21 protein-coding genes are annotated in these 24,789 nt (G+C 69.6%); 12 read left to right on the forward strand and 9 right to left on the reverse strand.

The genetic code is table 11. The annotated features are described in order from the left end of the window. Positions 1-18 precede the first annotated feature (18 nt). Both AB0H57_RS10945 and AB0H57_RS10950 read left to right on the forward strand, forming a co-directional pair. Positions 19-249 (forward strand): hypothetical protein, encoded by a 231-nt coding sequence (locus AB0H57_RS10945; protein WP_357504979.1) that lies wholly within the window; start codon positions 19-21, stop codon positions 247-249. Between the two features lie 208 nt (positions 250-457). Beyond that, the gene (locus AB0H57_RS10950) at positions 458-859 is read left to right on the forward strand and encodes a hypothetical protein (protein ID WP_357504981.1); all 402 of its coding nucleotides are present in this window, start codon (positions 458-460) and stop codon (positions 857-859) included. 118 nt (positions 860-977) lie between these two features. Here the strand turns inward: AB0H57_RS10950 and AB0H57_RS10955 are convergent, their stop codons facing one another. The 7 genes from AB0H57_RS10955 to AB0H57_RS10985 form a co-directional block, all read right to left on the reverse strand. Then, positions 978-1,952 carry a hypothetical protein gene (locus AB0H57_RS10955; RefSeq protein WP_357504983.1) on the reverse strand — a complete coding sequence of 325 codons (975 nt, stop codon included), beginning with the start codon at positions 1,950-1,952 and terminating at the stop codon, positions 978-980. A 164-nt stretch (positions 1,953-2,116) separates the two neighbouring features. Beyond that, positions 2,117-2,329: a DUF6308 family protein gene (locus AB0H57_RS10960; protein WP_357504986.1), complete on the reverse strand. Its 213-nt coding sequence runs from the start codon at positions 2,327-2,329 to the stop codon at positions 2,117-2,119. Beyond that, a complete protein-coding gene (locus AB0H57_RS10965; RefSeq protein ID WP_357504988.1) occupies positions 2,326-3,903 on the reverse strand; it encodes a serine/threonine-protein kinase in 1,578 nt (525 codons plus the stop codon). Before AB0H57_RS10965 ends, AB0H57_RS10960 begins: the two co-directional genes overlap by 4 nt. A 37-nt stretch (positions 3,904-3,940) precedes the next feature. Beyond that, the gene (locus AB0H57_RS10970; RefSeq protein WP_357504990.1) at positions 3,941-4,729 is read right to left on the reverse strand and encodes a hypothetical protein; all 789 of its coding nucleotides are present in this window, start codon (positions 4,727-4,729) and stop codon (positions 3,941-3,943) included. Positions 4,730-4,758: 29 nt separating this feature from the next. Then, positions 4,759-7,512, reverse strand: a complete 2,754-nt coding sequence (locus AB0H57_RS10975) for a type I restriction endonuclease (RefSeq protein ID WP_357504992.1) — start codon at positions 7,510-7,512, stop codon at positions 4,759-4,761. Between the two features lie 287 nt (positions 7,513-7,799). Continuing rightward, a complete protein-coding gene (locus AB0H57_RS10980) occupies positions 7,800-9,077 on the reverse strand; it encodes a restriction endonuclease subunit S (RefSeq protein WP_357504994.1) in 1,278 nt (425 codons plus the stop codon). Then, positions 9,074-11,035, reverse strand: a complete 1,962-nt coding sequence (locus AB0H57_RS10985; protein WP_357504996.1) for a class I SAM-dependent DNA methyltransferase — start codon at positions 11,033-11,035, stop codon at positions 9,074-9,076. The genes AB0H57_RS10980 and AB0H57_RS10985 overlap by 4 nt, the downstream gene beginning before the upstream one ends. A 141-nt stretch (positions 11,036-11,176) precedes the next feature. Here AB0H57_RS10985 and AB0H57_RS10990 point away from each other — a divergent pair, with 141 nt between their 5' ends. Together AB0H57_RS10990 and AB0H57_RS10995 are read left to right on the forward strand one after the other, a co-directional pair. Beyond that, positions 11,177-11,488, forward strand: a complete 312-nt coding sequence (locus AB0H57_RS10990; RefSeq protein WP_357504998.1) for a hypothetical protein — start codon at positions 11,177-11,179, stop codon at positions 11,486-11,488. Further along, complete coding sequence (locus AB0H57_RS10995) at positions 11,485-11,886, forward strand: hypothetical protein (RefSeq protein WP_357505000.1); 402 nt, start codon at positions 11,485-11,487, stop codon at positions 11,884-11,886. Before AB0H57_RS10990 ends, AB0H57_RS10995 begins: the two co-directional genes overlap by 4 nt. Before the next feature lie 2 nt (positions 11,887-11,888). Here AB0H57_RS10995 and AB0H57_RS11000 read toward each other — a convergent pair whose 3' ends face one another. Then, complete coding sequence (locus AB0H57_RS11000; RefSeq protein ID WP_357505002.1) at positions 11,889-13,808, reverse strand: N-6 DNA methylase; 1,920 nt, start codon at positions 13,806-13,808, stop codon at positions 11,889-11,891. 100 nt (positions 13,809-13,908) lie between these two features. Here AB0H57_RS11000 and AB0H57_RS11005 point away from each other — a divergent pair, with 100 nt between their 5' ends. From AB0H57_RS11005 to AB0H57_RS11040, 8 genes are all read left to right on the forward strand, one after another. Beyond that, a complete protein-coding gene (locus tag AB0H57_RS11005) occupies positions 13,909-14,439 on the forward strand; it encodes a DUF4352 domain-containing protein (RefSeq protein ID WP_357505004.1) in 531 nt (176 codons plus the stop codon). A 96-nt stretch (positions 14,440-14,535) separates the two neighbouring features. After that, positions 14,536-16,275, forward strand: coding sequence for a DUF6119 family protein (locus AB0H57_RS11010; RefSeq protein ID WP_357505006.1), 1,740 nt, complete (start codon positions 14,536-14,538; stop codon positions 16,273-16,275). 176 nt (positions 16,276-16,451) lie between these two features. Then, positions 16,452-17,285 (forward strand): hypothetical protein, encoded by an 834-nt coding sequence (locus AB0H57_RS11015; protein ID WP_357505008.1) that lies wholly within the window; start codon positions 16,452-16,454, stop codon positions 17,283-17,285. A 33-nt stretch (positions 17,286-17,318) separates the two neighbouring features. Beyond that, a complete protein-coding gene (locus AB0H57_RS11020) occupies positions 17,319-18,149 on the forward strand; it encodes an RNase H family protein (RefSeq protein WP_357505010.1) in 831 nt (276 codons plus the stop codon). A gap of 184 nt (positions 18,150-18,333) precedes the next feature. Then, entirely contained in the window at positions 18,334-20,805 is a 2,472-nt protein-coding gene (locus AB0H57_RS11025; RefSeq protein WP_357505012.1) for an AAA family ATPase, read from the forward strand. Further along, positions 20,802-21,293 (forward strand): hypothetical protein, encoded by a 492-nt coding sequence (locus AB0H57_RS11030; RefSeq protein WP_357505014.1) that lies wholly within the window; start codon positions 20,802-20,804, stop codon positions 21,291-21,293. The genes AB0H57_RS11025 and AB0H57_RS11030 overlap by 4 nt, the downstream gene beginning before the upstream one ends. Positions 21,294-22,004: 711 nt before the next feature. After that, positions 22,005-22,436 carry a hypothetical protein gene (locus AB0H57_RS11035; protein ID WP_357505016.1) on the forward strand — a complete coding sequence of 144 codons (432 nt, stop codon included), beginning with the start codon at positions 22,005-22,007 and terminating at the stop codon, positions 22,434-22,436. Positions 22,437-22,983: 547 nt separating this feature from the next. After that, complete coding sequence (locus AB0H57_RS11040) at positions 22,984-24,501, forward strand: arabinofuranosidase catalytic domain-containing protein (RefSeq protein ID WP_357505018.1); 1,518 nt, start codon at positions 22,984-22,986, stop codon at positions 24,499-24,501. Positions 24,502-24,549: 48 nt separating this feature from the next. Here the strand turns inward: AB0H57_RS11040 and AB0H57_RS11045 are convergent, their stop codons facing one another. Then, positions 24,550-24,768: a hypothetical protein gene (locus AB0H57_RS11045; RefSeq protein WP_357505020.1), complete on the reverse strand. Its 219-nt coding sequence runs from the start codon at positions 24,766-24,768 to the stop codon at positions 24,550-24,552. Positions 24,769-24,789: the final 21 nt, after the last annotated feature.

Below are 24,789 nucleotides of genomic sequence, written 5' to 3' on the forward strand. Positions count from 1 at the left end.
ACTGGTAACGGCTAGATCATGGGCATGATGGTGACGGCCAGGCGGGTTGAGGCTGATGCCGATGAGATTCGTTATGAGTTCGGCTTCGAGGACAGATTCGACCGGATTCTGATGATCGATCCAAGCACGCTGGAAGCCCGCGTTGCGGATGGCGATTTCAACGCGCCCGCGAGCGCCATCACGGCAAAGATCGTCAGACTCTGGCGATCGAGTGGCGAGTTCCCCGCGCGGGTGCTGTTCGCCAGCTGACCGTCACAGCCCTAGTCAGCATTCTGGGGCGGTAGGGTCCAACCAACGAGCCGTCCGATCCCGAGATGCCTCGCGACACCTCCCCGCATACCGGGCCGAGGAGCAGCCCATCCGCGATCTTGGCGTACCGAGTGCCAAGCACCGACTCACTAGTGACGAACGTTGCAAAGTCCAAATCAGACGAGCGGTCCGAGCACGAAACCGAACGGTGGGTGACCTGGCGGCTCCCGCCCAGCAAACTGATCCGGTGACCTACCCCGATCCCCCACAACAATGGCCGGTCCATCTGACACCGCCCGCAGTGATCGTGCCGCAGAAGTCGGCCGGCGCTGCCGTCGCCTTGGAGTTGCTTCTTGGCCTCCTGGGCATCTTCGGGGTGGGCAATCTGTACGCCGGTAGGACGGGTATGGGGATGGCGCTGATGCTGTCCTTCTGGGGACTGTTCTGGGTCAACTTCTTCCTGATTTTTGTTTTCATCGGCATCGTGACGATGCCTCTGACGTGGATCGCCTATCTCGTCATGGGTCCCCTGCTCGCAGCGCAAGCCGTCGAGCGACACAATTCGGCCATGATTGCGGGCGCGCAGAGAGCGGTCGGGCCTTCCTTCTGACTGCCAGGACCGCAGTTGAACTGACGGCACCGACCGTGACCGGGGTGCAGTCAGTCGCAGCACGCCAGGGATCGTTGGAATTCGCATCGTCAGTCTCCCGGGACGTGCCTCGTTTCCGTCATACGTGGCCTGTGAAGCGGTCGGTGACGTCCCGGCCGTCGATCAGGACATCGGCGAGGCGGATCTGTACGCCGATGCGGACAACCTCGGTGCCTGCTCCGAACGACGCCGGCATCCGTCGCGTACGCCACCATCGCAGCGGCACCGCGGCCTCCCGCTTCTGCCGCTTGAGGGCCGCCTCCGCGGCGATGACGTCGGCGTGCCGTCCCTCGAGGACCTCCACCGGCTCAGCGCCGTGACGCAGGTGGTGCCGAACTCGGCCCGCGTTGCCGACCCCGAACTTCAGCAGTCCATGGTGCCGCACCAGGTAAAGCAGGTACGACGTGTCCCGCAGCGCCGCGAAGGTCCGGTCTGTGGGCTCGGGCGGGCACTGCCCGCAGGCACGGTCGCGAAGCGGTTGCCACGACCCGCAGGCGAGGTGCACACCCCAGGTGCCGTGGGAATGGTTCCGCTGCCGTTCGCCGTACCAGGGGAGGCCGTGGACGTCCCCCGCGATGTCGGTCCAGCCGTCCCGGCGGCGCCGGTCGAGTTCCGTACCGAGGGCGATCGCCGCCTGGAACTCGGCGGCGGCGCGGACCGTGATGGCGTCGTCGGTGACCAGGCCGGCGAATCGGCGCACCTGCTCCGCGATCGCGGGCTCGGCCGGAAGCCGGGCCAGCAGCCGCTCCCCTGCTGCGAGAGCGAGGCCAAGGGAGCGCTGGTCGAGGCAGACGTGGCACCGGGTACGCCAGCCCGTACGGCAGACCCGGAGGCTGCCGCACGTTCGGCACCGGTGGAGGTCGGCGCTGCCGCCCGGCAGCATCCCCAAAGGTTCGATCTGGTCGGCGACCAGATCCGCGCACGGGCGGCAGTGCACGAACCAGGCGATGTCCGGTCCTCGTCGGCGCGTGTTCGCCCGGCCATGGACGGTCTCACCACAGTTGACGCAGACGTACGCGGCGGACACGGCGTTGCTCGACGCTCGCCGCGTCATGCAGTCCTCCTTTCCGGGCACCTGGATCAGGGCAGTTGCTGTCCCACACATCCCTTGGCGCTGTGCGCCCTCTGGTGTCGCACCCAGAACACGACAACCAGCACGCGATTGAGGCTTACCTCGGGGTAGGCCGACCTGCTTGTGCAGTGCGCGGAGGCAGTGCGTCAGCCGGTCGCCTCCGCGCCGAGCCGGCCGTGCAGCCACTCCCAGACGCTGCTGCCAGTGCCAAAGGTACACACCACCACCGAGTCGTACACCGGCACCAACCTCGAGCGTTTGCGAGCGAACAGCTTGCCTGCGGTGAACCGCCCGATGCCGCCCACGCGCAGATCTCCCGGAGCCAGCGTGGTCTGTTGCGACCTCATCCACTGGGTCATGAAGCTGCCTCGCTCAGCCGACCAAGGTGGGTCAGCAACGCCTGGATCTCCGCAGCGGCGGACGAGTGCGGGCCGGACAGCCGACGTACGTCCCGAAGCAGGTCTTCCAACTCGCTCTGGGCGTTGGCAACGTCCCCGACACCGGCCCTGAGCATGGCCAACTGCTGGCGCAGCCCGAGCAACTCCGGGGCCTCGGGCGACATCAACTGCTGCCCCTCGGCGAGCAGCGACTGAAGTTCGGTCAGCGCCGCCGCAGCCTCACCCAGTTCCGCCTGACAGACGGCGGCCTGCTGGCGGCAGTGCCAGATCAGTTCCCGGTCGGGGACCGGCCGCTCGGCCAGGTCGTCGGCGAGCCTGGTGAACTCGGGCAGCGCCTGCCGGTAGGCGCCAGCGAGAACGTACAGGTTCGCCAGGTTGAGTCGCAGTTCCAGGACCCTCGGCTGCTTGGCGGCGTGCCCCTTCCGCACCGGCCGGAGCGCCGTCTCCAGCAGCTCAGCCGCCTGGGTAAACCGCTCCTCTTCGGCCAACCCCCAGGCGCGCTCCTCCATCTCCGCCAACTCGGCAAGGGACGGCGGCTCGACGAGCTCCGGTGCGTTCCGCGGCCGGACGATGTCGACACGAGTCGCTGGCAATGGCGTCCGCGGCGGCAGCGGACCGAAGGGATACCGGTACGGCATCGTGGGATCGACCGACTCCCCGCCGCCGACCGCCATCGCGAGGTCCTCGGCCAGCTGCTGCTCGACGGCGCCGAACGGTGCCAGAATCCCGTACACGTCGGCGGCGGAGTCAGGCCGGTGCTGCGGTTCCTTGGCGAGCAACTGGGCGACGAGCTGCACCAGGTCGTCGGGTACCCCGGCGCGATGGTCGATGATCGACGGGATGGGGTCGTTCATGTGCCGGTGCAGCATGCCGAGCGGATTGTCCGCCCGGTACGGCGGATTCCCGGTCAGCAGCTCGAACAGGACGCAGCCGAGGGCGTACAGGTCGCCCCGTGGACCGACGGCGCTGTTGAGGGCCTGTTCCGGTGCCATGTAGGTGGGCGTGCCGAGGGTGTTGCCGGTGGCGGTCAGCCGGGGCACGTCCGGCCCGAGCAGCGCCGCCACCCCGAAGTCGAGCACCTTCACGGCGCCGGCCGGGGTGACCATGACGTTCTGCGGCTTCAGGTCACGGTGCACCAGCGACGCCGCGTGGGCCACCGCGAGCACCGAGCAGATCTGGGCGCCGATGGCGGCGGCCCACGGCACGGCGAGCCAGCCGCGCTCGCCGATCAGGTCGGACAGGAGGACACCCGGCACGAGCTGCATGACGATGTAGAGGTCGTCGCCGTGGTGTCCGACGTCGTGGACGCTGGGCACCCCCGGATGGTCGAGTCGGGCGGTGACCCGGGCTTCCCGGGTGAACCGCTCGATGGCCGTCTCCCGCTCGGCTTCAGCGATGGTGAGCTTGCGGAGAAACTTGATGGCGACCGGTCGATCGAGCTTCTCGTCGAAGCCGGCCCACACCTCACCCATGCCGCCGTGGCCGAGCGGGTATGTCAACTCGTACCGCTCGGCAACGCGTTCCTGCGCCCGCATCAAGCCCTCCACCAACTTGCCGGTTGCGCTGACTGCATCAGGAACTGCTGCCATAAAGGGCAGCCAGGTCCCGGTACGCCTCCCGCGCTGCCGCCATCGCGTCTCGGTCGTCGGCGGCGTTTTCACCGGCCACAGCCGCGACCTCGAGCGCCGTCCGGACCCGAACCAACTCGTTATCGACCTGCTCCCACATGTCCCTGTGCTTCTCACGCTGCCCGGCCAAGTAGTAGCCGCTCGACCTCGTGATGTTCGCCGCAGACTCGGGATGACGCAGTTGTCTGTCCATGTGCGGGCGGAGCTGCGCGCGTCGGCTCAGGACATCCGCGGCTTCCCACAACGCCTCCGCCAGCGACTGACCCGCCTGCACGAGGTCGGCCTGCGCACCAAGGGCGGGCAGAGAACGTCCCGCCTGCTCGGCAAGCTCGATGAGATCGAGAAAATCGTCGCGCTCTTCGGGGGTATCGAGGACACGGTGGATGTCGGGGAACTCGACCAGATCGGGTGAGACCACGTGACTCGGCGGGTCCTTCATCAGCAGCGAGGCAGAGCCAGCAGCCAGGACCAGCACCGCCAAGACCAGGATTCCCAACGGTGGCGCGCCGAGAATCAGGAGCGTGGCGGCACACAGCGGAACCAGCGCAACCAGCACGATTAGGCCGCCGATGTTGGACGAGACACGAGCTGGCGGCAGAGCGTTCACCTCGGTGATGCTGCCCCACTCGTGCTTGACCGGTCGCCGAGTGACTCTGAGCGGCGCCAGGGCCACAATCGTCCGGGAATCGTCGGAGGCGATCCAGAGGTGAAAGGTGTGGTTGGACGGGGACAACAGTCGTCCTCCTCTCCGGAAGTGCTCAGTCAGGCGATGCCCTTGCGGCGGCGGATCATCTGGTACGCCTGCCGGCGCGCGAACTGGTTGAGCTGCGACCGCAGGCTCTCGTCGTCGAGGTAGCGCTGCATGAGCTTGCCGTTGTCGTCGTGCCGGGACAGGATCACGTCCTCGATCCGCCGGTCGCAGACGACGCCGAAGTTGCTCTCGTCGTTGACCATCGCGGCGGCTTCGAGCGTGCCGTCCTCGGCCAAGGCGACGATCTGCTGCTCCACCCAGACCTTGTCGGCCTCGCCCAGCCCGATGCCGAAGCGGTCGTTGAACTCCTCGATCAGGTCGGAGAGCGCCACCTTCTCCGGGTCATGCTGCCGGCCCGCTCCCCCGCCGACAAACCCGGGCAGCATCTGCTCGCCTTCGGGCGTCAGCGACGCGTCGTGCTCGCCGGTCTTGCTGACCCGCAGGTGGGTCAGCTGCACCTCGCCGATGTCGACGGACGGGTCCTGGCGGCGCGGCAGCCGGTTGAGCAGCGCCCGCCCGAACAGGTAGAGCCGCTCCAGGTCCTCGTCGTGGTAGGGCACGACCTGGCTGAGGAACGCGTACATCCGGGTGTAGTCGCGCAGCGCGGTCCGGAAGCCGTCCGCGGCCTCCGGGTCGTCGGCGGCCAGGGCCTTGAAGCGGTCGACGGCCGGTTCGATGAAGCGGTAGAGGGAGGCGTGGGCCCGCTGGAGGGCGGTGTCGGTGGTCGCCTTCCGCTCGGCGGCGAGCAGCGCCTCGGCGTACGCCTGCATTTCCGAGTCGACCAACACCGGGTAGCCGGTGACCGCGTTCTGGGCGGTGTAGAGCAGGTTCGGGTCGGTGGGGGTGGTGGCGGCGGTCTCGAAGTACGGCTTGAAGTGCGCGGCGATGTCGCCGGCCTCGTTGACGAAATCGAGGACGAATACGTCGCCCTGGGCCTTGAGCGGGTGGGTGCGGTTGAGCCGGGACAGGGTCTGCACGGCGGCGACGCTCTTGAGCAGCTTGTCGACGTACATCGTGGTGAGCAGCGGCTGGTCGAAGCCGGTCTGGTACTTCTCGGCGACGACCAGGATCTTGTATTCGGTGTCCTGCTTGGCCCGGGGCGTGCCGGCGTGCTTGTCGTCGGCGGCGGTGTAGGCGAACCGCTCGGGCAGCTCGCCCTCGCTGAACCCGTTGCTCCGCGCCTCGGTGTGTTCGACCCCGTCGACCTCCAGATCGCCAGAGAAGGCGACCAGGGAGTCGCAGCCGACGTAGCCGTGCATGTCGACGTACTTCTTGATGGCAGTGTGCAGGCGGACGGCGGCCTCGCGGGAGCTGGTGACCACCATGGCCTTGGCGCGCCCGCCGAGGCGCGGCGCGGTGTGCTTGCGGAAGTGCTCGACGATGATCTCCGCCTTCTGCGCCTGCATAGTGGGGTGCAGGGTGGCGAAGCGGGCGAGCTGGGCGCCGGCCTTCTTCGGGTCGACGTCCGGGTCGTCGGGGTTGGCGTTGGCCAGCTTCCAGTACGACTTGTAGGTCACGTAGTTGCGCAGCACGTCGAGGATGAAGCCCTCGTCGATGGCCTGCCGCATCGAGTACGTGTGGAACGGGTGCGGGTTGCCGGTGACCGGGTCCGGCGTGCCGAACAGTTCGAGGGTCTTCGGCTTCGGGGTGGCGGTGAACGCGAAGTAGGACAGCGTCTCGTGCCGGCCGCGGGCCAGCGCGGACGCGGTGAGCAGGTCACCCGACTCGTCCACGTCGTCGCTGCCGAGCTTGAGCAGCACCTTCTTCAGCGCGGCGGCCGAGTCGCCGGACTGCGACGAGTGCGCCTCGTCGACTATCACCGCGAACCGCTTCCCCTTGAGCCCCTGCACCTGGTTGAGGATGTAGGGGAACTTCTGCATGGTGGTGATGACGACCTTGGCCGTCTCGCCTTGGAGGGCGGCGGCGAGTTGGGCCGAGTCCTTGTCGATCCGCTGCACCACGCCGGGCACGTGCTCGAACTGGAAGACCGTGTCCTGCAACTGCCGGTCCAGCACCACCCGGTCGGTGATGATGATGACCTTGTCGAAGACCGGCTCGTTAGGGCGCAGCCGTTCGTTGTCGACCACGGGCGCGGTGTGCAGGCTGGACAGCCGGTGCGCCAGCCAGGCGATGGTGTTGGACTTGCCCGACCCGGCCGAGTGCATGACCAGGTAGTTCTGCCCCGAGCCGTGCCGGGCGGCGTGGTCGGTGAGCTGGGTGACCGCGTGCCACTGGTGGTAGCGCGGGAAGATCAGCGCCTTGGAGTCCTTGTCGTAGTGCAGGAACCGCCGGACCAGGTCCATCCAGGTGTCCGGGTGCCAGATCTGCTCCCACAGGTAGGAACTGCGGTAGCCCTTGTCGTTGGCCGGCGGGTTGCCGGCCCCGCCGGAGACGCCCGGCCCGTTCGACCCCGTGTTGAAGGGCAGGAACCGGGTCTTCTCCCCCGCCAGCTTCGTCGTCACGAAGACCAGGTCGGGATCCACGGCGAAGTGCACGAGGGCACGCCGGGCGAAGAGCAGTTCCTTCGGCTCGCGGGTCTTGCGGTACTGCTCCTTGGCGTCCTCGACGGTCTGGCCGGTGAGCGGGTTCTTCAGCTCGGCGGTTGCCAGCGGGATGCCGTTGACGAAGAGGACCAGGTCGAGGGTCTTGTTGGTGCTCGTCGAGTAGGCGAGCTGGCGGGTGACGGTGAGGCGGTTGGCGCGGTAGAGCTTGAGCGCGTCGTCGGTGATGGCGTGCGCGGGCTTGAAGTAGGCGAGACGGATCAAGACGCCCTTATCCTTGACACCCCGGCGGAGGGCGTCGAGGGGGCCTCGCTCGTCGATCTGCCTAGCGAGGTACAGGGCAAATTGCCGCTGCGCCTCGTCTTTGCTCCCGTGGTAGGCGCAAAGCTTGTCCCAAGCCGGCTGCTGGGTGGCGCCAATAAAGATGAACAGCTCCGAGGTGTCCAGGCCTAACCGTCGACCATAGTGATCGACAAAGCCCGTCTGCCACCCCGCGCCGAGCAGCGTCTCCTCGATCGCTCCCTCAAACGACTGCTCCTGATGAATTGGACTCATGCGTCCACCGCGCTCGCGGTCGTCACGTCGAACTGCCCCGTCACCGCCGCTGTGATCAGCGCCTGTCGCCGCTCAATCAGCATGGCCTCTTGATGGGAAACAGCTGTCACCACTCGCTGCTGCACCTCATCTGCCGAATTCATAGTCCTGGCAATCCTCAACTGGTCGCTGAGGTTCGGCAGGGGAACGACCGCTGACTTCACTACTTCAAGGTTGATCATCGACCTAGTGGAACCGCGGCTGTCCATTGCCTGCACTCCAAGTGGCGACGACAGGAGCAGCGACAGAAAGCGAGGGTCTGCAGCTTTTCTGTTCACACGCGCACAGAAACACTTACCCTTCACAATCGCGGGCCCAAGATCAGGCGCTACGCAAGCCCGACCAGCGTGGTTACGAGAATCTCCAAGGCCGGCTATAAGCAGGTCCCCTGCACTGACTTTGTGCCGATGAAACTTCCGATACAGATCAAGAGGGATGAAGGCCTGCTCGCCGGCGCGGTACTCGGCGAATCCGATGTTCCCCAGTCGGACGACCGCAGCTCCTTCCTCCGAGTAATCGGAGCTGCTGAAGGCACTCCCGAAGGGGCCGTCCGTGATGAACCGAATGGCGCGCCTTAGAGGTATCAGCGGTGCCTGAACCTCCTCGACCAGGCGCTGAAAAAGGGACCAACGTCGCTCTTTGATCACCTCACGTAGGCGCTCGTGGATTTCACCAAGTCGAACTGGGTACCGCGTTGCGCCGTCGAGGAAGTCGGCTATGCGCCGCTGCTCCTCAATCGGTGGCATTGGCACCGGGGCGGACGCGAGGCGCTCACCTACGAGCTCGATCTGGTTGGTTGCTCCAACGATGAGGGCTGAGTAAATGTAGTGCTGGAATGGCTCAGAGGAGAGGTAGTAGTAGGCATATCGAGGGTCAAGCACCTCGCGGCGCACTCTGACCCGAGTTACATGACCGTCGGCCATGGCCATCCGACCATCTGGGGTACCAGAGAAGTAGCCTACCCGGCCGAGCGTACCTCGCCCTGTCGAGTTGACCAGGACGTCATCCGGCCGCAAGAGCCCTTTTAGGTTTGCAGGGTTACCGCCGAAGGTGTGGAAGCGTGCGCGGTTCCAATCAAGACCCTCTGGCTGGTTGGCGGCCTGACTCACGGCCCAGACCGGCCCATCGTCCACATAGTCCGGAGCAGATCCTCGGTTTATGGAGAGGACAGCGTGCTTCAGCGGCCACCACTGCCAAGAGCTTGGTGTGCCTACCCCGGCAAGTCCGGTGCTCACCTCGTCACCTCACCGAGCAGAGCCTGAATCTCGACGTCAAGCTTCTTAATCTCGGCGTCGATGTCGCCGAGCGGGCGCGGCGGATGGTAAACAAAGAAGTGACGGGTGAAGGGGATCTCGTAGCCGACCTTGGTCTTCGTCTCGTCGGTCCAGGCGTCGGGGACGTGCGGCAGCACCTCGCGCTTGAGGTACTCGTGGGCATCCTCGTTGAGCGGCACGTTCTCGTTGTCGCGCAGGTCCGGGTCCGGCAACGGCTTGCCCTTCCGGTCGGTCTGCACCTCACCCTCCGGGTCGCTGACCGAGAACGCCTCCCACACCGCCTTCTCCACCGCCGCTGGCAGCTTCCCGAGCCCGTTCAGCCTCATCGCGAAGTCAGCACGAGTCGCAGACGACGTACCGATCAACGACTTCGCCGCTGCCAGCAGCGACTCCCGCTCGACGTACCTGAGCACCGCCTTCGCCTCAGCGAGCAGCGCGACCGTCTCCTCGGTGACCTCGAACCGCAGCCTCAGCGGACGCTCGACCGTAATCCGCTGGTAGCCGAAGTCGGTGGTCTTGAAGACCTTCACCTTGGCGTACTGTGGATGCTCCGGGTCGTCCGCGATGGACAGCGCGTCCACGTAGAGCTTGGTGAGCGAGGCGATGTGCTCGTCGGTGAGCATCTTGCGCTTGTCGCCAAGGCTCTTGCGCATCTTGGTCCAGTAGTCGCGGCCGTCGAGCAGCACGACCTTGCGCCGCCGGGCTAGCTCCTTGCGGTTGGTGAGGATCCAGAAGTAGGTGGAGATGCCGGTGTTGTAGAAAAGCTGGTCGGGCAGGGCGACGATGCCTTCGAGGAGGTCGTTCTCCAGGATCCAGCGGCGGATCTCCGACTCCCCCGACCCGGCCGCGCCGGTGAACAGCGGCGAGCCGTTGAAGACGATCGCCAGGCGGCTGCCGCCGTCCTCGGGCCGTTTCATTTTTGAAATCATGTGCTGGAGGAAGAGCAGCGAGCCGTCGTTGATCCGGGGCAGGCCAGCGCCGAAGCGGCCGGCGAAGCCGCGGGTGTGCTCGGCCTTGACGACCTTCTCGACCTTCTTCCACTCCACCCCGAACGGTGGGTTGGCGAGCATGTAGTCGAAGCGCTCGCCCTCGTGGCCGTCCTGGCTGAACGAGTTGCCGTAGGCGATCTTCGTCGGGTCGCCGCCCTTTAGCATCATGTCGGAGCGGCAGATCGCGTACGTCTCGCCGTTGAGCTCCTGCCCGTACACCTCGACGGTGGCGTGCGGGTTGTGCGCCTGGATGTGTTCCTGGGCCTCGGTAAGCATGCCGCCGGTGCCGCAGGCCGGGTCGTAGACCTTCTTGACGATGCCGGGGGTGACCAGGTCGTCCTCGTCGGGGGCGAGCAGCAGGTTGACCATCAGCTTGATGACCTCGCGCGGGGTGAAGTGCTCACCGGCGGTCTCGTTGCTGATTTCGGAGAAGCGGCGGATCAGCTCCTCGAAGACGTAGCCCATCTGGTGGTTGGAGACCACGTCGGGGTGCAGGTCGATGTCGGCGAACTTGGCGACCACCTGGTAGAGCAGCCCGGCCTCGGCGAGCCGGCTGATCTGGGTGTCGAAGCCGTACTTGTCGAGCACGTCGACCGCGCCGGGCGAGAAGCCGCCGATGTAGGCGCGCAGGTTCAGCGCGACGTGGTCCTGGTCGCCGAGCAGGCGGCGGAAGGACATCTCGCTGGTGTTGTAGAACGACAGCCCGGCGGTCCGGCGCAGCACCGGGTCCATGTTCTGCACGCCCGCGTCCTTGAGCTGTTGGTGCCGGGCGAGCACCGCGTCCTTGGTCGGTTCGAGCACGCAGTCCAGGCGCCGCAGCACGGTGAGCGGGAGGACGACCCGGCCGTACTCGGACTGCTTGTAATCGCCGCGGAGCAGGTCGGCCACCGACCAGATGAAGGTGGCCAACTCTTGGTGCTTGGTGCTCACCGGGTTCCTTTCGATTGCCTTAAGTCAAGGAGTATGGACTGCCGCTCTGCATCGTTGTAGCCCCCACCGGGTGGGTGTGATCAGCAGATGGTCAGCGGGGCGTTGCTGACGGACGATTCATACTTCGCTAGGCTCCGCAGTATGAGTCGGCGTGTAACGATCTCCGTACCTGATGACGTAGCAGAGCAGCTGGACGCGCTCCCGGCCCGCCAGGTTTCCGCGTACGTGACCGAAGCGCTGCGACGGCGTCGGATATCCGACGACATGCGGGCCGCGCTGCGGGCTGCCGGCCACGGCGAGTTCCCGTACGACCCGGAGGGTGCGACGCGACGGTTGGCGGCTCGCCGGGTGACGCCGGAGATGCGCGAGGCCGCTATCGCCCGTGTCGCGGAGCTGCTGGACCGCCCGGTGGACGAGGTCCGCACCGACTTCGACCGGCAGAGCGCCGCGTGAACGCACCGGTCTACGTGCTCGACACCGGCGCGCTGATGGCCTACGCCCAAAGCGTCGACGCGGTCGGCGAGGCGGTGGTGGAGGCTGCCGACGCCGGCGAGACGGTCGCCGTTCCGCTGGTGTGCCTGCTCGAGGCGTACAGCCTGCTCGACCACACCGAGCACGAGTTCCTGCGAATGCTGCGCCGCAACCCCGCCGTTCAGGTGGTCACGCCTGCCCTGCACGTCGACCGGGCCGACGACTGCCCAGTCATCGGAGGCATGGCCCGGCAGACCGGCCGCCTCGGGGCAGGCCATGCCGCCTTCGTAGCGATCAGCAGCGCCGCCGGCCTCGTCACGTCCCGGGCCGACCAGGTCCGCAAGGTACTTGGCGACGACTGGCCGATCATCGAGGTCTGACCTCACCGCGCCGGCCCGTCCGGTCGAATCACTCCCCTGGCCAGGCCGTCGGCGGTGAGCTGGACCAGTTCCGCCCCGAGTGCCGCCGCCTGCCGCATCGCGGCCTCGAACGCCTCCAGCCGCCGGAACGCCTCCCCGTGCGCCCGCTGCTCCTCCAGCGCCAACCGCCGCACCTGCGCCCGCCGCACATCGAACCGCAGCGTCCCCGACAAACTCGACGCCTGCCGCTCGTTCGCCGATGTCCGCAACTGCCCGGCCAGGAACCACGAGTCCAAGGCAGCCGGATTCGGCCGCAGCAGATAGAGGTTGCGCCCCAGCAGCGCCCCCTCGGCGGTGACCACCCGGGCGGTGAGCTGCCGCGCGATCATCGGCACCACCACGTCCCCGACGGCCAGGGGAATCTCCTGCCCGAGCCGGCCGTCGCCCCGGCCGGACGCCTCCTCCCCGTTCAGCACGTCCTGCACGGTGAGCACCGGCGGCCCAGGGGCCGGCGGCTCGGCGTCGTCGCCGGGGAGCGCGCGGACCGGTCCGATCACCTGCAACGCGCCGGCCCGGGCCAGCTCCCCCACCGACAAGAACTCCCCCTCGTGCCCCTCGGGCGCGGGCGTGACCTGCGGCATCAGCTTCGACAGGTCCCCGACGACGGCGGCCAGACGCTCGCGGGTGCGTACCAGATGTTCGCCGGTGGTCTGGCCCGCGACGGCGGGTTGCCGGCGCGCGGGGGTGAGATCGACCTCCTCGTCGAGCAGCTCGATCACCGGCACCGCCCGCGCGAACCCGGCCTCCCCCACCTCCGCGTCTGGTGTGGCGAGGAAGGCCCGCCAGGTCTGGAGGATCCGCGGCCCTGCCTCGGCCAGGTCGCCGCCGGCGGCGTCGACCAGCAGCGCCCGCGCCGGTGGCGGCGCGTCGGCCGCCGCCCGGCACAGCACCCACAGGTGCAGGGGTACGCCGTGTCCGGCCGTCGCCCGGGCCGGTAGCGCGATCACGGCTCGCAGGTGGCCTCGGCGCAGCAGTTCGGCGCGGATCCGTTTGCCGGCGCGGCGGCTGGCGACGGTGGGTGGCATCAGCAGCACGGCGTGTCCGCCGACCCGCAGGTGGGCGAGGGCGTGCTGCACCCAGGCAAGCTCGGGTTCGGTGCGGGGTGTGGTGCCGACGATCCAGCGCGGATCGTGCCCGAGTTCCTCGTCGCCCCAGTTGCTCGCCCCGAACGGCGGGTGGCAGATGACCGCGTCGAAGGTCCGGCCAGCGAACGCGTCGGCGCGCAGCGAGTCCCCGATGCACACCTCCCCTGGTACGTCCCGCAGGGCCAGCCAAAGTCCGGCGAGCCGGCCGAGGTCGGGGTCGAGTTCCTGCCCGTGTGCCGAGGTGCAGCCGGCGCGGGCGGCGGCCCGGAGGGTGGCGCCGGAGCCGGTGGCCGGGTCGAGGACGGAGCCACCGCCGACGTCGGCGAGCCCCGCCATCAGGTCAGCGAGGTCGTCGGGGGTGGCGAAGAGCCGTCCGGGGCCGGGGGCGGAGAACCGCTGCCACAGCTCGTCGAAGGCCTGTTGCGTGCCGAGTTCGCCGGCGAGGGCGTCGATCTCGGGCAGCAGCGGCTTGAGCTGCGGGTCGGCTGAGCGGCCGGGGCGCTGGCCGCGTTGTCGGGCCAGCAGCAGGGCGCCGACGGCGGCCAGGCCGGCGGCCGGTGACTGGCTGGCGGCTGCGAGGTGACGCCAGAGCCGGTCGGCGGTGGCCAACTCGGGGAGTTTGCCCTGGGTGTGGAGCCACTGCTCGACCTGGGTGAGGTCGAACTCGGGGTTGGCCGGGGTGCCGGCCACCGGGGCGGGGAAGTCGGCGTGCCGTTTGCGCCAGTTGCTGACGGCGGCCCGGCCGACGCCGGCGAGCCGGGCGATCTCTGCCGCCGTGATGGTCGGTGTCTCCTGCACCTCCGAAGTGTGTCACACCCGTCAAGCATCATGTCTGTTGACAGTGTTCACGGCTCATGCTCTTATTGACGCCGCCACGGTTCACACCAGGAGGACATCGATGCGCAAGCTCACCACCCTCGCCCTGATCGCCACCGGTCTCGTCGCGCTCGGCTGCGGCGCCGGCGCCACCGACAACGCCGGCGGCTCGGGTGACAACGGCGGCACCACGGGCGAGGACAAGCCCGCCAAGACCGCGAAGATCGGCCAGCCGGCCCGGGACGGGAAGTTCGAGTTCACGGTGAAGTCGGCCAAGTGCGGCGTCGCCAAGATCGGCAACAGCACGATCGGTCAGAAGGCCCAGGGCCAGTTCTGCCTGGTCACCATGACCGTGAAGAACATCGGCAAGGAAGCGCAGATGTTCGACGGCAGCAGCCAGAAGGCGTACGCGGCCGACGGCACCGAATACTCCGCCGACGGCGGGGCGGCCCTCTACGCCAACGAGAACGCCGAGACGTTCCTCAACGACATCAACCCCGGCAACCAGGTCAGCGGAGTGGTCGTCTTCGACATCCCGAAGAACGTCAAGCTCGCCAAGCTCGAGCTGCACGACTCGCCCTTCTCCGGCGGCGTCACCGTCGCCCTGAGCTGACGTCGTCATGGCCGGGGGCGGGACCCGCGAAGCCCACCCCCGGCGTAGTCCGCACCGCACCTCCCCCAGCCCGAATCTCTCCGCGAGGAGATCGACATGCGCAGTGCGACGAACCGTGCCGGCACCGGTCGCAAGGACCGCCAGCGCCGCTCCCCCAACCAGCCCGCCCTGTTCGACTGCCCCCTGCCGCCAGCGCCAGCGGGCACCCACCCGACAACCGTCTACCGACTCACCGTGCCGCCCACGGCGGACGGGCTCGTAACGGCGCTCAACGCGGATTACCTGCGGGAGCACGGCTTCGAGCCGGCGCCTCGACAGGTCGCCGGGGCGCCGGCGCTGCTGGTGCACGGCACCGTGCCGCGTGCCCGTGCGGGGTGGTGCGACGTACTGGCCGGGCTCATCGGCGCGGACGTCGATCTCAGTTACAGCAGCGGCGGCGGCGCGCTGCTCCTCGCCGTCGACGACCGGGCGTACGCCCTGGCGTACGGCACCCTGGGCCGCTTCATGGTCGAGCATGAGACGTTCGACCGGACGTTCGGTGTGTCCTTCGCCGTGCGGGCCTTGCTGCCGAGCGAGATCCGCCAGGTCCGCCGACGGGTGGTCGGTGCCAGCGGTCGGGTGGACCGGAGCCTGGTGCCCGGCGGTCAGCCCATTTGGAGGTACGGCATCGACAAGTGGGGCGAGATCGTCGGCCAGGTGTCCGGTCGCACGGACAATCCGAACCTGACGGCGTGCCGCCGCACCGGCCGGTCGATCAGGGTCGAGGGTGGCGATGCGCTGCACATCCCGCTCTGCGTGGAGCCCGAGGGGCTCCTCGCAGACCTCCGGGAGGTCGATCGGGTGTGCCGGCAGGAGTCGCCGTTGGCCGATCTGGAGTTCATCACGCAGATCCGACCGGTGCCGTTGTCCGACCCTCGGATGCCGGAACTCGCCGGCACCGTTGACCAGCGGCTGGCGCTGGCCGATCCGCCCGATCTCGGCTTGGCCGTGCCCGGCGATCTCGTCTCCGACATCGAGCACGTCGGGTCGTACCGGATCCAGGTGCCCAAGTCCGGGCGGCGGCGGAGCCTGACCGCGGAGCTGGACCTGGCCGCCATCCTCGCCCACACCAACCAGGCGCTCGACGGTGACCGGTGGAATGGCTTGCGCACCGGGACCGTCACGCTCTACGCCGACGCGGGCGGGAACGACGAGATGGTGTCGACGCGGGTCTCCCGCTGGATCACTGCGGAGGTGGCTCATGGCACCAGCCACCTGCTGCTGCACGAGGACCGGTGGTACGAGATCGGTGACCGACACCGGGAGTTCCTCAGCCAGGAGATCCATCAGATCCTGGAGCGGCCGTCCCAGATCGTCCTGCCGCCCTGGACGAACGATCTGCCCGACGAGGACGCCTACAACCGTGAGGTCGTCAAGCGCGACAGCAAGCTCGTCCTGCTCGACAAGAAGCTCCTTCGCACAGCTCAGCACCCGCGCGGTATCGAGGCGTGTGACCTGCTCGGCCCGGAGGACGAACTGATCCACGTCAAGCGCGCCTCGGGCAGCTCACCGCTGAGCCACCTCTTCGCCCAGGGGATCACCTCGATCGAGGCGTTGCGCTACGACGAGGAGGCGCGCGTCAGGTTCCTCGACCTGGTCGGGCGGCAGCCCAACGGCCGGGGCCTCCCCGGAAGCTTCCGGCCGCGCAAGGTCGTCTACGCCATCGCCCTCAGGTCGGGCCGCACGCTAACCGTGGATTCGCTCTTCACCTTCGCCCAGGTCGCGCTCTACCAGGCGATGAAGGCACTGCGCGCCGAGGGCGTCGACGTCGAGGTCGTCGCCATCCCGCCCGCCTGATCACCCACCGCATCCGCAGTGCAGCAACCTCCGCGCCCATCACCGCGGTCTGGCGTCACACCTGACTCCTACCTCATCGCACCCTGGAGACGCCCGTCATGTCCCTGCCTCGTCCACACCGCCTGCGCAGCTCTCAGACCGGCCCCGACTTCAGCTCCCGCCCGGCGGCGTTTCTGGTGGCCGCGGCCCTGCTCGTCACTCTCGCTGTCGCTGCGTGCGGCACCGACGACAGCCCGACCGCGGTAGCCACGGCCACGTCAAGCGCCGCCCCCACGGTCAGCCCTTCGCCCACCATCAGCCCCACTCCGGAGCCCGACCGCGACGGTGACGGTTACTCCGACCTCGCCGACCCCTACCCGGACGATCCGAAGAACGTCCCGCAGCAGCCACCGTTCACGCTCACCTGCTACCTCGACGACGGCTCCGACGAGACCACCCAGTTCACCGTCACCACCGCCGGCCCTCAGGGCCGAGCCGACTTCACCGCACTGTGGGCGGAGAAGACGGTCTCGTGCGACACCGATTCTTCCGTGTCTCCCGTCACCGCCATCGAGAAGACCGCGCTCAAGACCGCTCAGTACGACGAGGGCGACATCGCCGTCCTCTACGAGATGTGCGGCGAGATCGACCCCGACGATGCCTACGCCGAGTCGGGCTTCGCGGCGAGTGCCGAGCAGATACCTGAGATCAAGGCGGCCCTCGTTCTCTGCCCGACGCACCCTTACGCCAAGCGGTGGAAGCAGGCAATCAAGCGCGGCCAGGTCGATGTCGACCTGGCCGCCCAGGGCCGGCTCTTCGGCGAGGGCACGTTCCGCGTCGGCAAGGAGATCAAACCCGGCACCTACGTCGTCACCGACGTCGACAGCTGCTACTGGGAGCGGCAGGACAGCAACGGCGAGATCATCGACAACTACTTCACCAATGGCGCCCGCCGTGTGCAGGTCACCATCCGTTCCTCCGATTACGCATTCAGTTCCCAGCGGTGTGGCGAGTGGCGCCCGGCTCGCTGAGTCCCGCCCTTCCCCGAGACGTCAGGAGGCGTCGTGCGCTCCGATGAGTTCCTCCACGCCCTGGCCCTGCTCCCTGCTTCCCTGCACGACCGGGCCGCCGCCCTCACCGACTACACCCGGCCCACCCGCTGCGCCGACTGCCAGCGCATCGGCGACGCGGTCGCCCTCGCCCTCACCGCCGCCCGCTACGACGAGCTCATCGCCAGCACCGAACTCCTCGACACCGCCGGCCGGCTCGCCGTGTCGCATCCGCCGCACCGCGGTCCCGCCATCCAGCACCCGCAGCGGGGCCGGGGCCGCGTGGCCCGCTGGGCGTCGACGTCCGCGCCGCTGGTCGCCGCGACCGACGCGAGCTGGAAGGGCCGCGCGGGTGGCATCGGGTACGTGGTCAGCGACGGCCGCTACGGCCTGCTCGGCCGGGGCACCGGGCGGCTCGACCCGACCGGGGTGTCCCGGGTGCTGATCAACGAGCTGCGGGCGGTCGACTATCTGCTGACCGCGTACGATGGGGAGCCGCCGGTTGGGTTGACGGTGCTGGTGGACAGCCTGTCGGCGGTGCGGTGGCTGCACCGCTGGCAGGCCGGTGACACGGGCGCGATGCCGGCCGGTTACGACCTGCGGCAGCGCCGGTGGGCGACGCAGCCCACCCTGGTCCGTCTCGCCGGGCAGGTGGCCGGCCGACCCGACCTGACGTTCGCCCACGTCAAGGGGCACAGCGGTCATCCGCTCAACGAGGCCGCCGACGCCCTGTCCCACATGGCCCGCCGTCGCCGTACCGAGGCGTTTGACCTGTCGGCCCGCGCGTACGCCCTGGTCGACGCGTTCCTGCGCGACTGGCACCACATCAGCGCCGCCCGCGGCTGACCCGCCGCCGCGCATCTCTTCCCGCTGAACCAGCGGACCGGCCACCGGCCGGCCCGTCGGCCCCACCTGCCCCGGAGGCGACCATGCCCACTCCCCGGAATCCGCAGGCTCCCCGGCACACCGGCTGGATCGGCCCCACCCGGTAGCCCGCTACCGGTACTCGCCGCACTTGAGGGAGACGACCATGAGCGACACCGCGCAGCCCCTGATGGAGCTGGTCTTCGACCGGCTCGCCGACGACGAGACCGTACCGGCCGACGTCGCCGACCTGGTCCTCGCTGCGCTCGCCGGCGACGACGACCTGGCCGCCGCCCTCGCGGGTAAGCCGACCCGGCTGGACCCCCGCTCCCCCACCGGTGACGATCCGAGCCGACGGATCTGGTTGAAATCGGTGACCGTCGCCGGGTTCCGCGGGGTCGGCGAGGAGCGCACTCTCGACGTCGCGCCGGGGCCGGGTCTCACCCTGGTGGTGGGGCGCAACGGCTCCGGCAAGTCCAGCTTCGCCGAGGCGGTGGAGCTGGCGCTCACCGGAGACAGCGCTCGCTGGGCGGAGCAGAGCAGTGTGTGGCGGTCCGGTTGGCGGAACCTGCACGCCCCGCAGCCGTGCCGGATCGCCGTGGAGCTGCGGGTGGACGGGGTGGCCACGCCGACCCGGGTGGCGCGGGCCTGGCCGGCCGGCGCCGAACTGCCCGACGCGCAGGTCACCGTCACCAGTGACCGGGGCCGGCACGGTGGCCTCGACGAGCTGGGGCTGGCCCGCCCGCTGGAGCTGTATCGGCCGTTCCTCACCGCCGCCGAGCTGGGCCGGCTCACCGCGGGCACGCAGAGCCAGCTCTTCGACGCGCTCTTCGCGATCCTCGGCCTGGACGCGATCACCGACGCGGACCGGCGTCTGCTGCGCGCCGCCCGGCCGCACGAGACGGCCGTCAAGGAGGTACGCGCGCAGCGGGCCACCCTGGCCGCCGTGCTGGACGGGGTGGCCGACGAGCGGGCGCGGCGGGCGACGGTGCTGTTACGCCGTCGGGGCGCGGCGGATCTGGTGGCGCTGGCGGCGATCCTCGCCGAACCGGACGAGGCCACCCCCGACGAGGCGGTCCGGCGCTGCCGGGAACTCGCCGACCTCGCCCTGCCCGACGTGGCCGAGGTGGCCCGGCTGGCGGGGCAGCTTCGCGCCGCCGCCGTGGAGACGGTCCGGTACGACGGCGGCCGGTCCCGGGCGGCGTTGCGCACGGCGGAGTTGCTGCGTCTCGCCCTGGAGGAGCACGAGGACGGTGGTGACGGGCCGTGCCCGGTGTGTCGGGCGGGGACGCTGGACGGGGGTTGGCGGGCGCGGGCGGAGGCGTCGCTGGCCGAGTTGCGGCAGCGCAGCGTGGCCGCGCAGAACGGCGCCTCCCGGCTCACCGCCCTGCTCCGCCAGGCGCACCACCTGGTCGACGACATCGCGTTCCCGCCGGAGGCGCCGGAGCGGGCCGGCTGGAGCGAGGACGGCGAGCTGACCGAGGTGGTCGGACCGCTCGCCGAGGCGGTGGCGGCGCTGCGGCGCGTACCCGGTGGGCCGGCGGATCTGGCCGACCACCTGGCGGCGCGGTACCCGGCGGTCGTGGCGGCGGCCGGCGCGGCGCGCGCGTACGCCGAGGGTTTCCTGCGACAGCGCGACACCGGCTGGCGGGCGGCGGCGGTCGAGCTGCGGGCCTGGCTGGCCGCGGCGGGCGGCCTGGCGGCGCGGGAGACGGCGCTGGTCCGGGTGAAGGCGGCGCGGGCCTGGTTGACGCGGACCGGTGCGGCGGTGCGGGACGAGCGGCTGCGGCCGTTCGCGGCGCGCTCGCAGCGGATCTGGGAGCGGCTGCGGCAGGAGAGCAATGTCGAGCTGGGTGTGATGAGCCTGGCGGGGGCGAACACGCGGCGGCGGGTGGTGTTTCCGGTCGCCGTGGACGGCGCCGACAACGGCACCGCGCTGGGGGTGATGAGCCAGGGTGAGATGCAGGCTCTCGGGCTGGCCACCTTCCTGCCACGCGGTTGCGCGCCGGAGAGCCCGTTCCGGTTCGTGGTGGTGGACGACCCGGTGCAGAGCATGGATCCGTCGAAGGTGGACGGTCTGGCCCGAGTGCTCGCCGAGCTGGCCGAGGATCGGCAGGTGGTGGTCTTCACCCACGACAGCCGGTTGCCCGACGCGGTGCGGCGGCTCGACCTCGGCGGGGCGCGGATCGTGGAGGTGCACCGGGCGGAGCGGTCGGTGGTGACGTTGCGTCCCGGCTCCGACCCGGTCAGCCGGCAGCTCGACGACGCCGGCGCGCTGGCCCGCAGCGGTGAGGTGCCGGCCGAGGTGCGCGGGCCGGTGGTGGCGGAGTTGTGCCGTACGGCGGTGGAGGCGGCCTGCCACCAGCGGATCTGGCGGGCCCGGGTGGCCCGCGGTGTGCGCCACGACGAGATCGAGGCGGCCATCGTCGACGCGTCCCGCCGGCTGGCCACGATCCTGGCGCTGGCCGTGTTCGACGACGCGGAGCGCGGCGGCGACGTGCTCGGCTGGCTGCGGCGCCAGGGTGGTGGGGCGGTGCGGGCGTACCAGGCCTGCCGCCAGGGTGTGCACGGCGCGTACCCGGCGGACCTGCCCGGCCTGGTCGCCGACACCCGCCGGCTGGTCGGGGTGCTGGCGTGACCGCGCCGACGGCCGCCCGCTGCCTGGCGGCGGCCGACCAGTTGCTGCGCGGCGCCGGCATGGTCGGTGCGGCGGCGGTAACCGCCGGCTGGTGGCCGCGGGCCTGCGCCTGCCTGATCCGGCTCGCCTTGGAGGTCGGCGTCGACGACTACTGGCGGCGGGTCCGCCCGGCCGTCGCCGCATGTCAGCAGAATCGTGCGAAGCAGCTGATGCTGCGCGGCCGGCTCGGCCCGGGCGCCGCGGTCGCCCGCCGGATCGGGTACGCGTGGGCGACACTCTCGGCCGCGACGCACCACCACTGCTACGAGTTGGCGCCGACGGCGGCGGAGCTGCGCCGGCTGCATACGGAGGTGGGCGGCCTGCTCACCCTGCTCGGAGACGGCGGCTCCGTCGTGGCGTTCGTGGAAGGCATTGCTGGCCCCGTTGCGGACGGGCGCGAAGAGTGGCTAGAGTCCGACTCATCGATGGACAGGCTTCCGTCGATGTGACACCCGTTGTCGGGTAATGCCGCACACTGCGCGGGCCCACTGACCGGCCAGGACGCCGAGGGCCATCAGACGCGCGCGGCCCTCATCCCCCATCTGCGGCGCCACCACTTCTTTCCGGTTCTGACTCGTGGAGTCGGCCGGCGGTCCTGCCGCCCTCTCGTGTTCTCGGCACGCCGCCGGCATCAACTCGGCCGACGGCCGGGCCTTCCCACCACGTCAGGAGCAGCGTCATGCCCGCACCACATCGTCCCATCACGGCTGAGCAGTGGTTGGCCCGCATGTTTCCCTACCGGGAACGGCTGCTGGCCGACGTCGCCGCCCGGCTGCGCTACCGACGGCCGTTGGATGTCGACCCACCCGACAAGTCGTTCCTCGGTCTGATCTTCGAGCACGTCATCGGCCTGGACCTCGCGCAACGACCGCCGTACGAAAGGCTGACCGGCTGCCTGACTGACGTCCACCGGCAGCGGTTGCTGCGCCTGGCTGGCTACGCCCCACCGTCAACCGGCCCGGCGGCGGAGTCGGAGTGGCGGCGGATCACCGGCGAGGCCCGGCCAGCGCGGCTGTTCACCGCCGGGGCGTACCTGGCCAGCCTGCACAGGTTCTTCGGAGGAAACAGCTGGACGGCCACGCATGCTTGTGGAATGCCTGCTACAGCAGGATGTCATGGTCCGGACGGGGCAGTTGGACCTCTGGCGGGCCCGTCCGGCCTTGCGCATCTACTGGCGCAGCTACTGCGGCGGATTTCGGGAGGCCCTGCGCTCGTACGGGCCGGCTGATCCGGCGCCGGCCCTGCTCGGCGGGTATCGACACGCCGACCTGATCATGGGTAGCACCGTGGGCGAGGTCAAGACCGGGCGGATGGACCAGCCCGAGTACGTCGACGCGCTGTTTACCCAACTGCTGACGTACATCCTTCTGGCGTGCCACGACGGACGCCCCATCAACGACGTGGTGGTCTACCTGGCGCGCTACGGGGTGCTGATCCGCTACCTCGGCCAGGACCTGCTCGAGGAGACGGCCGGCCGACAGGCGGACGCGGTCGCCGCCGGGTCGGAATTGGCCGCGGTCATCCGGGCGAGCGAAACCCTGGGCGGGGTCTGCAGTCCGGGAGCGGGCGGGAGGCCGGCAGCCGCCGCGTAGGGCATGTGCCGGGCGCCGAGGTCCTCTGACGCCGTTTCGTGGTGAGTGGAATCAGACGCCGTTGACGCCCGAGAGCCGCTGTGGTCAGACGCGCTTGGAGTTTTTGGGCCGGTAGTGGGGCCGGGCTGACGTAGGGCGTGCTCGTGGTCATCGGCCAGCCGCAGTCCGCGATCTTCGGCGCCTGCCTGCAGCAGGCAGGACCCGTCGGGGTGGATGGTCTACAGGCCCGCCAGCCCTCTGCCGGCTCGGCCCCTCGGCCCGGGGCGACGATGCGGTGTCGGATCACCCGGCGACAACTCAGAACCGGTGCCCGGCCCCTCGCTATGTTCTAATGATTCTGATCGATGTTTGCGCTAACACTGATGCCCGGTCGGCCCCACCACCGGCACCTCCGGCATCGTGGCGCGTGCGCGCCTCGGGCCGGAGTACAACGCCCGCGGCGGACAACGCCCCGCGCGTCAGCGTTCCCATCGATCGCCATTCACCACCCGTAAGGCTCCGTGCCGGCACAGACGGTCCCGGAGCCCGGCGCATCGGAGGAGCCGCCATGCTCAACCCCCGTCCCCGATCCGTTCGATTCGGCCGAGCACGCCTGTTGTTCGCGGCCCTGGCCCTCGTCCTGGCCGCCGGCGGCACCGCCCTGGCGACACAGGCGCGGGTGGCCGTCGCCGCCCCCGGGCCGGGTTCCATCGTGGGTGTGCAGTCCGGCCGCTGCGTCGACGTGCCGAACGGCAGCTCCACCAACGGCACCCAGGTCCAGTTGTACGACTGCACGGGCGCCGCCCCGCAGACCTGGACGTACACGTCGGCGAGGCAATTCACGGTGTACGGCACCAAGTGCCTGGACGCCAACGGCCAGGGCACCAGCCCAGGCACCGCCGTGATCATCTGGGACTGCAACGGCCAGGCCAACCAGCAGTGGACCGTCAACACCAACGGCACCATCGTCGGCCAGCAGTCCGGGCTGTGCCTGGACGCCAACGGCGCCGGCACCGCCAACGGCACGAAGCTGATCCTGTGGACCTGCAACGGTCAGGCCAACCAGCAGTGGAACACGTCGACGACGCCGACGTCCCCGCCCACCTCACCACCCCCGACCGGCGGCCGGCCGTGCGACATCTACGCCGCCGGCGGTACGCCGTGCGTGGCGGCGCACAGCACCACCCGGGCGCTGTTCTCGGCGTACGGCGGCAACCTCTACCAGGTGCGCCGCTCCTCGGACAACGGCACTCGGAACATCGGGGTGCTGAGCACGGGCGGTTACGCCGACGCCGCCGGCCAGGATTCGTTCTGCGGCGGCACGACCTGCGTCATCACGGTGGTCTACGACCAGTCGGGACGCGGCAACGACCTGTGGTATCAGGGCTCCGCGCAGGTCCCCGGCTCCACCTCCAGCCGGCCGGCCATCGCGACCAGTGAGTCGTTGACCGTCGGCGGCGCCAAGGCCTACTCGCTGTACATCAACCCTGGTAACAGTTACTGGCGGGACGGTCACCTGACCGGCGTCCCCACCGGCGCGGCGCCCGAGGGGATGTACATGGTGACCAGTGGCACCCACGTCAACAGCGGCTGCTGCTTCGACTACGGCAACAGCGAGACCACCCGCAGCGCCGACGCCGCCGGGGCGATGGACGCGATCAACTTCAGCACCAGTTGCTGGTTCGGCGGCTGCTCGGGCAGCGGCCCCTGGGTGCAGGCCGACCTGGAGTGGGGCCTGTTCCCCGGCGGCAGCCAGTCCTGGAACCCGAACCAGCGGGCGTTCACCAGCAAGTTCGTCACGGCCACTCTGAAGAACAACGGCACCTCGCGGTTCGCCATCAAGGGCAGCAACGCGCAGTCCGGCAACCTCTACACCCTGTACGACGGGTCGCTGCCGCCCGGCTACAGCCCGATGAAGAAGCAGGGCGCGATCATCCTGGGCAGCGGTGGCGACTGCTGTAAGCCCGGCGGCGGCGCCAACCTCAGCGCCGGCACCTTCTACGAGGGTGCCATGGTGACGGGCTACCCGTCCGACGCGACCGAGAACGCCGTCCAGGCCAACGTGGTGGCCGCCGGCTACCGCTGACCACCACACCACGTGGGAGACAACTTCTGCTGTTAGCGTTATCAACCATCACCGGGAGTTGGCTGTCACGGTAGGGCCGCCCACCGTGGCCAGCCGCCCGCCCAGCAGGTGGAGGTAGCGTTGGTGGCCGGCGCGCTGCCGGCCACCAGGCGGCAGCCGGTCGGACCGCGCGTTGCCGTGGCGCGGTCCGACCGGCAACGCGGGGACCGGAGCCTCGAGGCGGCGGTGCGTGTGGGTGTCGATCAGCAGCAGCCGCTGCTGCTGCATTCGCGGCTGACAAACCGGCGC

The organism is Micromonospora sp. NPDC050686, from assembly GCF_040654475.1.
Lineage (GTDB): Bacteria > Actinomycetota > Actinomycetes > Mycobacteriales > Micromonosporaceae > Micromonospora.

Bases quoted from the DNA above. Each gene is read 5' to 3' on its own strand.
- AB0H57_RS10945 (WP_357504979.1), top strand. From the start codon at position 19: ATGGGCATGATGGTGACGGCCAGGCGGGTTGAGGCTGATGCCGATGAG.
- AB0H57_RS10955 (WP_357504983.1), bottom strand. From the start codon at position 1,952: ATGACGCGGCGAGCGTCGAGCAACGCCGTGTCCGCCGCGTACGTCTGC.
- AB0H57_RS10960 (WP_357504986.1), bottom strand. From the start codon at position 2,329: ATGACCCAGTGGATGAGGTCGCAACAGACCACGCTGGCTCCGGGAGAT.
- AB0H57_RS10965 (WP_357504988.1), bottom strand. From the start codon at position 3,903: ATGCGGGCGCAGGAACGCGTTGCCGAGCGGTACGAGTTGACATACCCG.
- AB0H57_RS10990 (WP_357504998.1), top strand. From the start codon at position 11,177: ATGAGTCGGCGTGTAACGATCTCCGTACCTGATGACGTAGCAGAGCAG.
- AB0H57_RS11005 (WP_357505004.1), top strand. From the start codon at position 13,909: ATGCGCAAGCTCACCACCCTCGCCCTGATCGCCACCGGTCTCGTCGCG.
- AB0H57_RS11010 (WP_357505006.1), top strand. From the start codon at position 14,536: ATGCGCAGTGCGACGAACCGTGCCGGCACCGGTCGCAAGGACCGCCAG.
- AB0H57_RS11025 (WP_357505012.1), top strand. From the start codon at position 18,334: ATGAGCGACACCGCGCAGCCCCTGATGGAGCTGGTCTTCGACCGGCTC.
- AB0H57_RS11040 (WP_357505018.1), top strand. From the start codon at position 22,984: ATGCTCAACCCCCGTCCCCGATCCGTTCGATTCGGCCGAGCACGCCTG.
- AB0H57_RS11045 (WP_357505020.1), bottom strand. From the start codon at position 24,768: ATGCAGCAGCAGCGGCTGCTGCTGATCGACACCCACACGCACCGCCGC.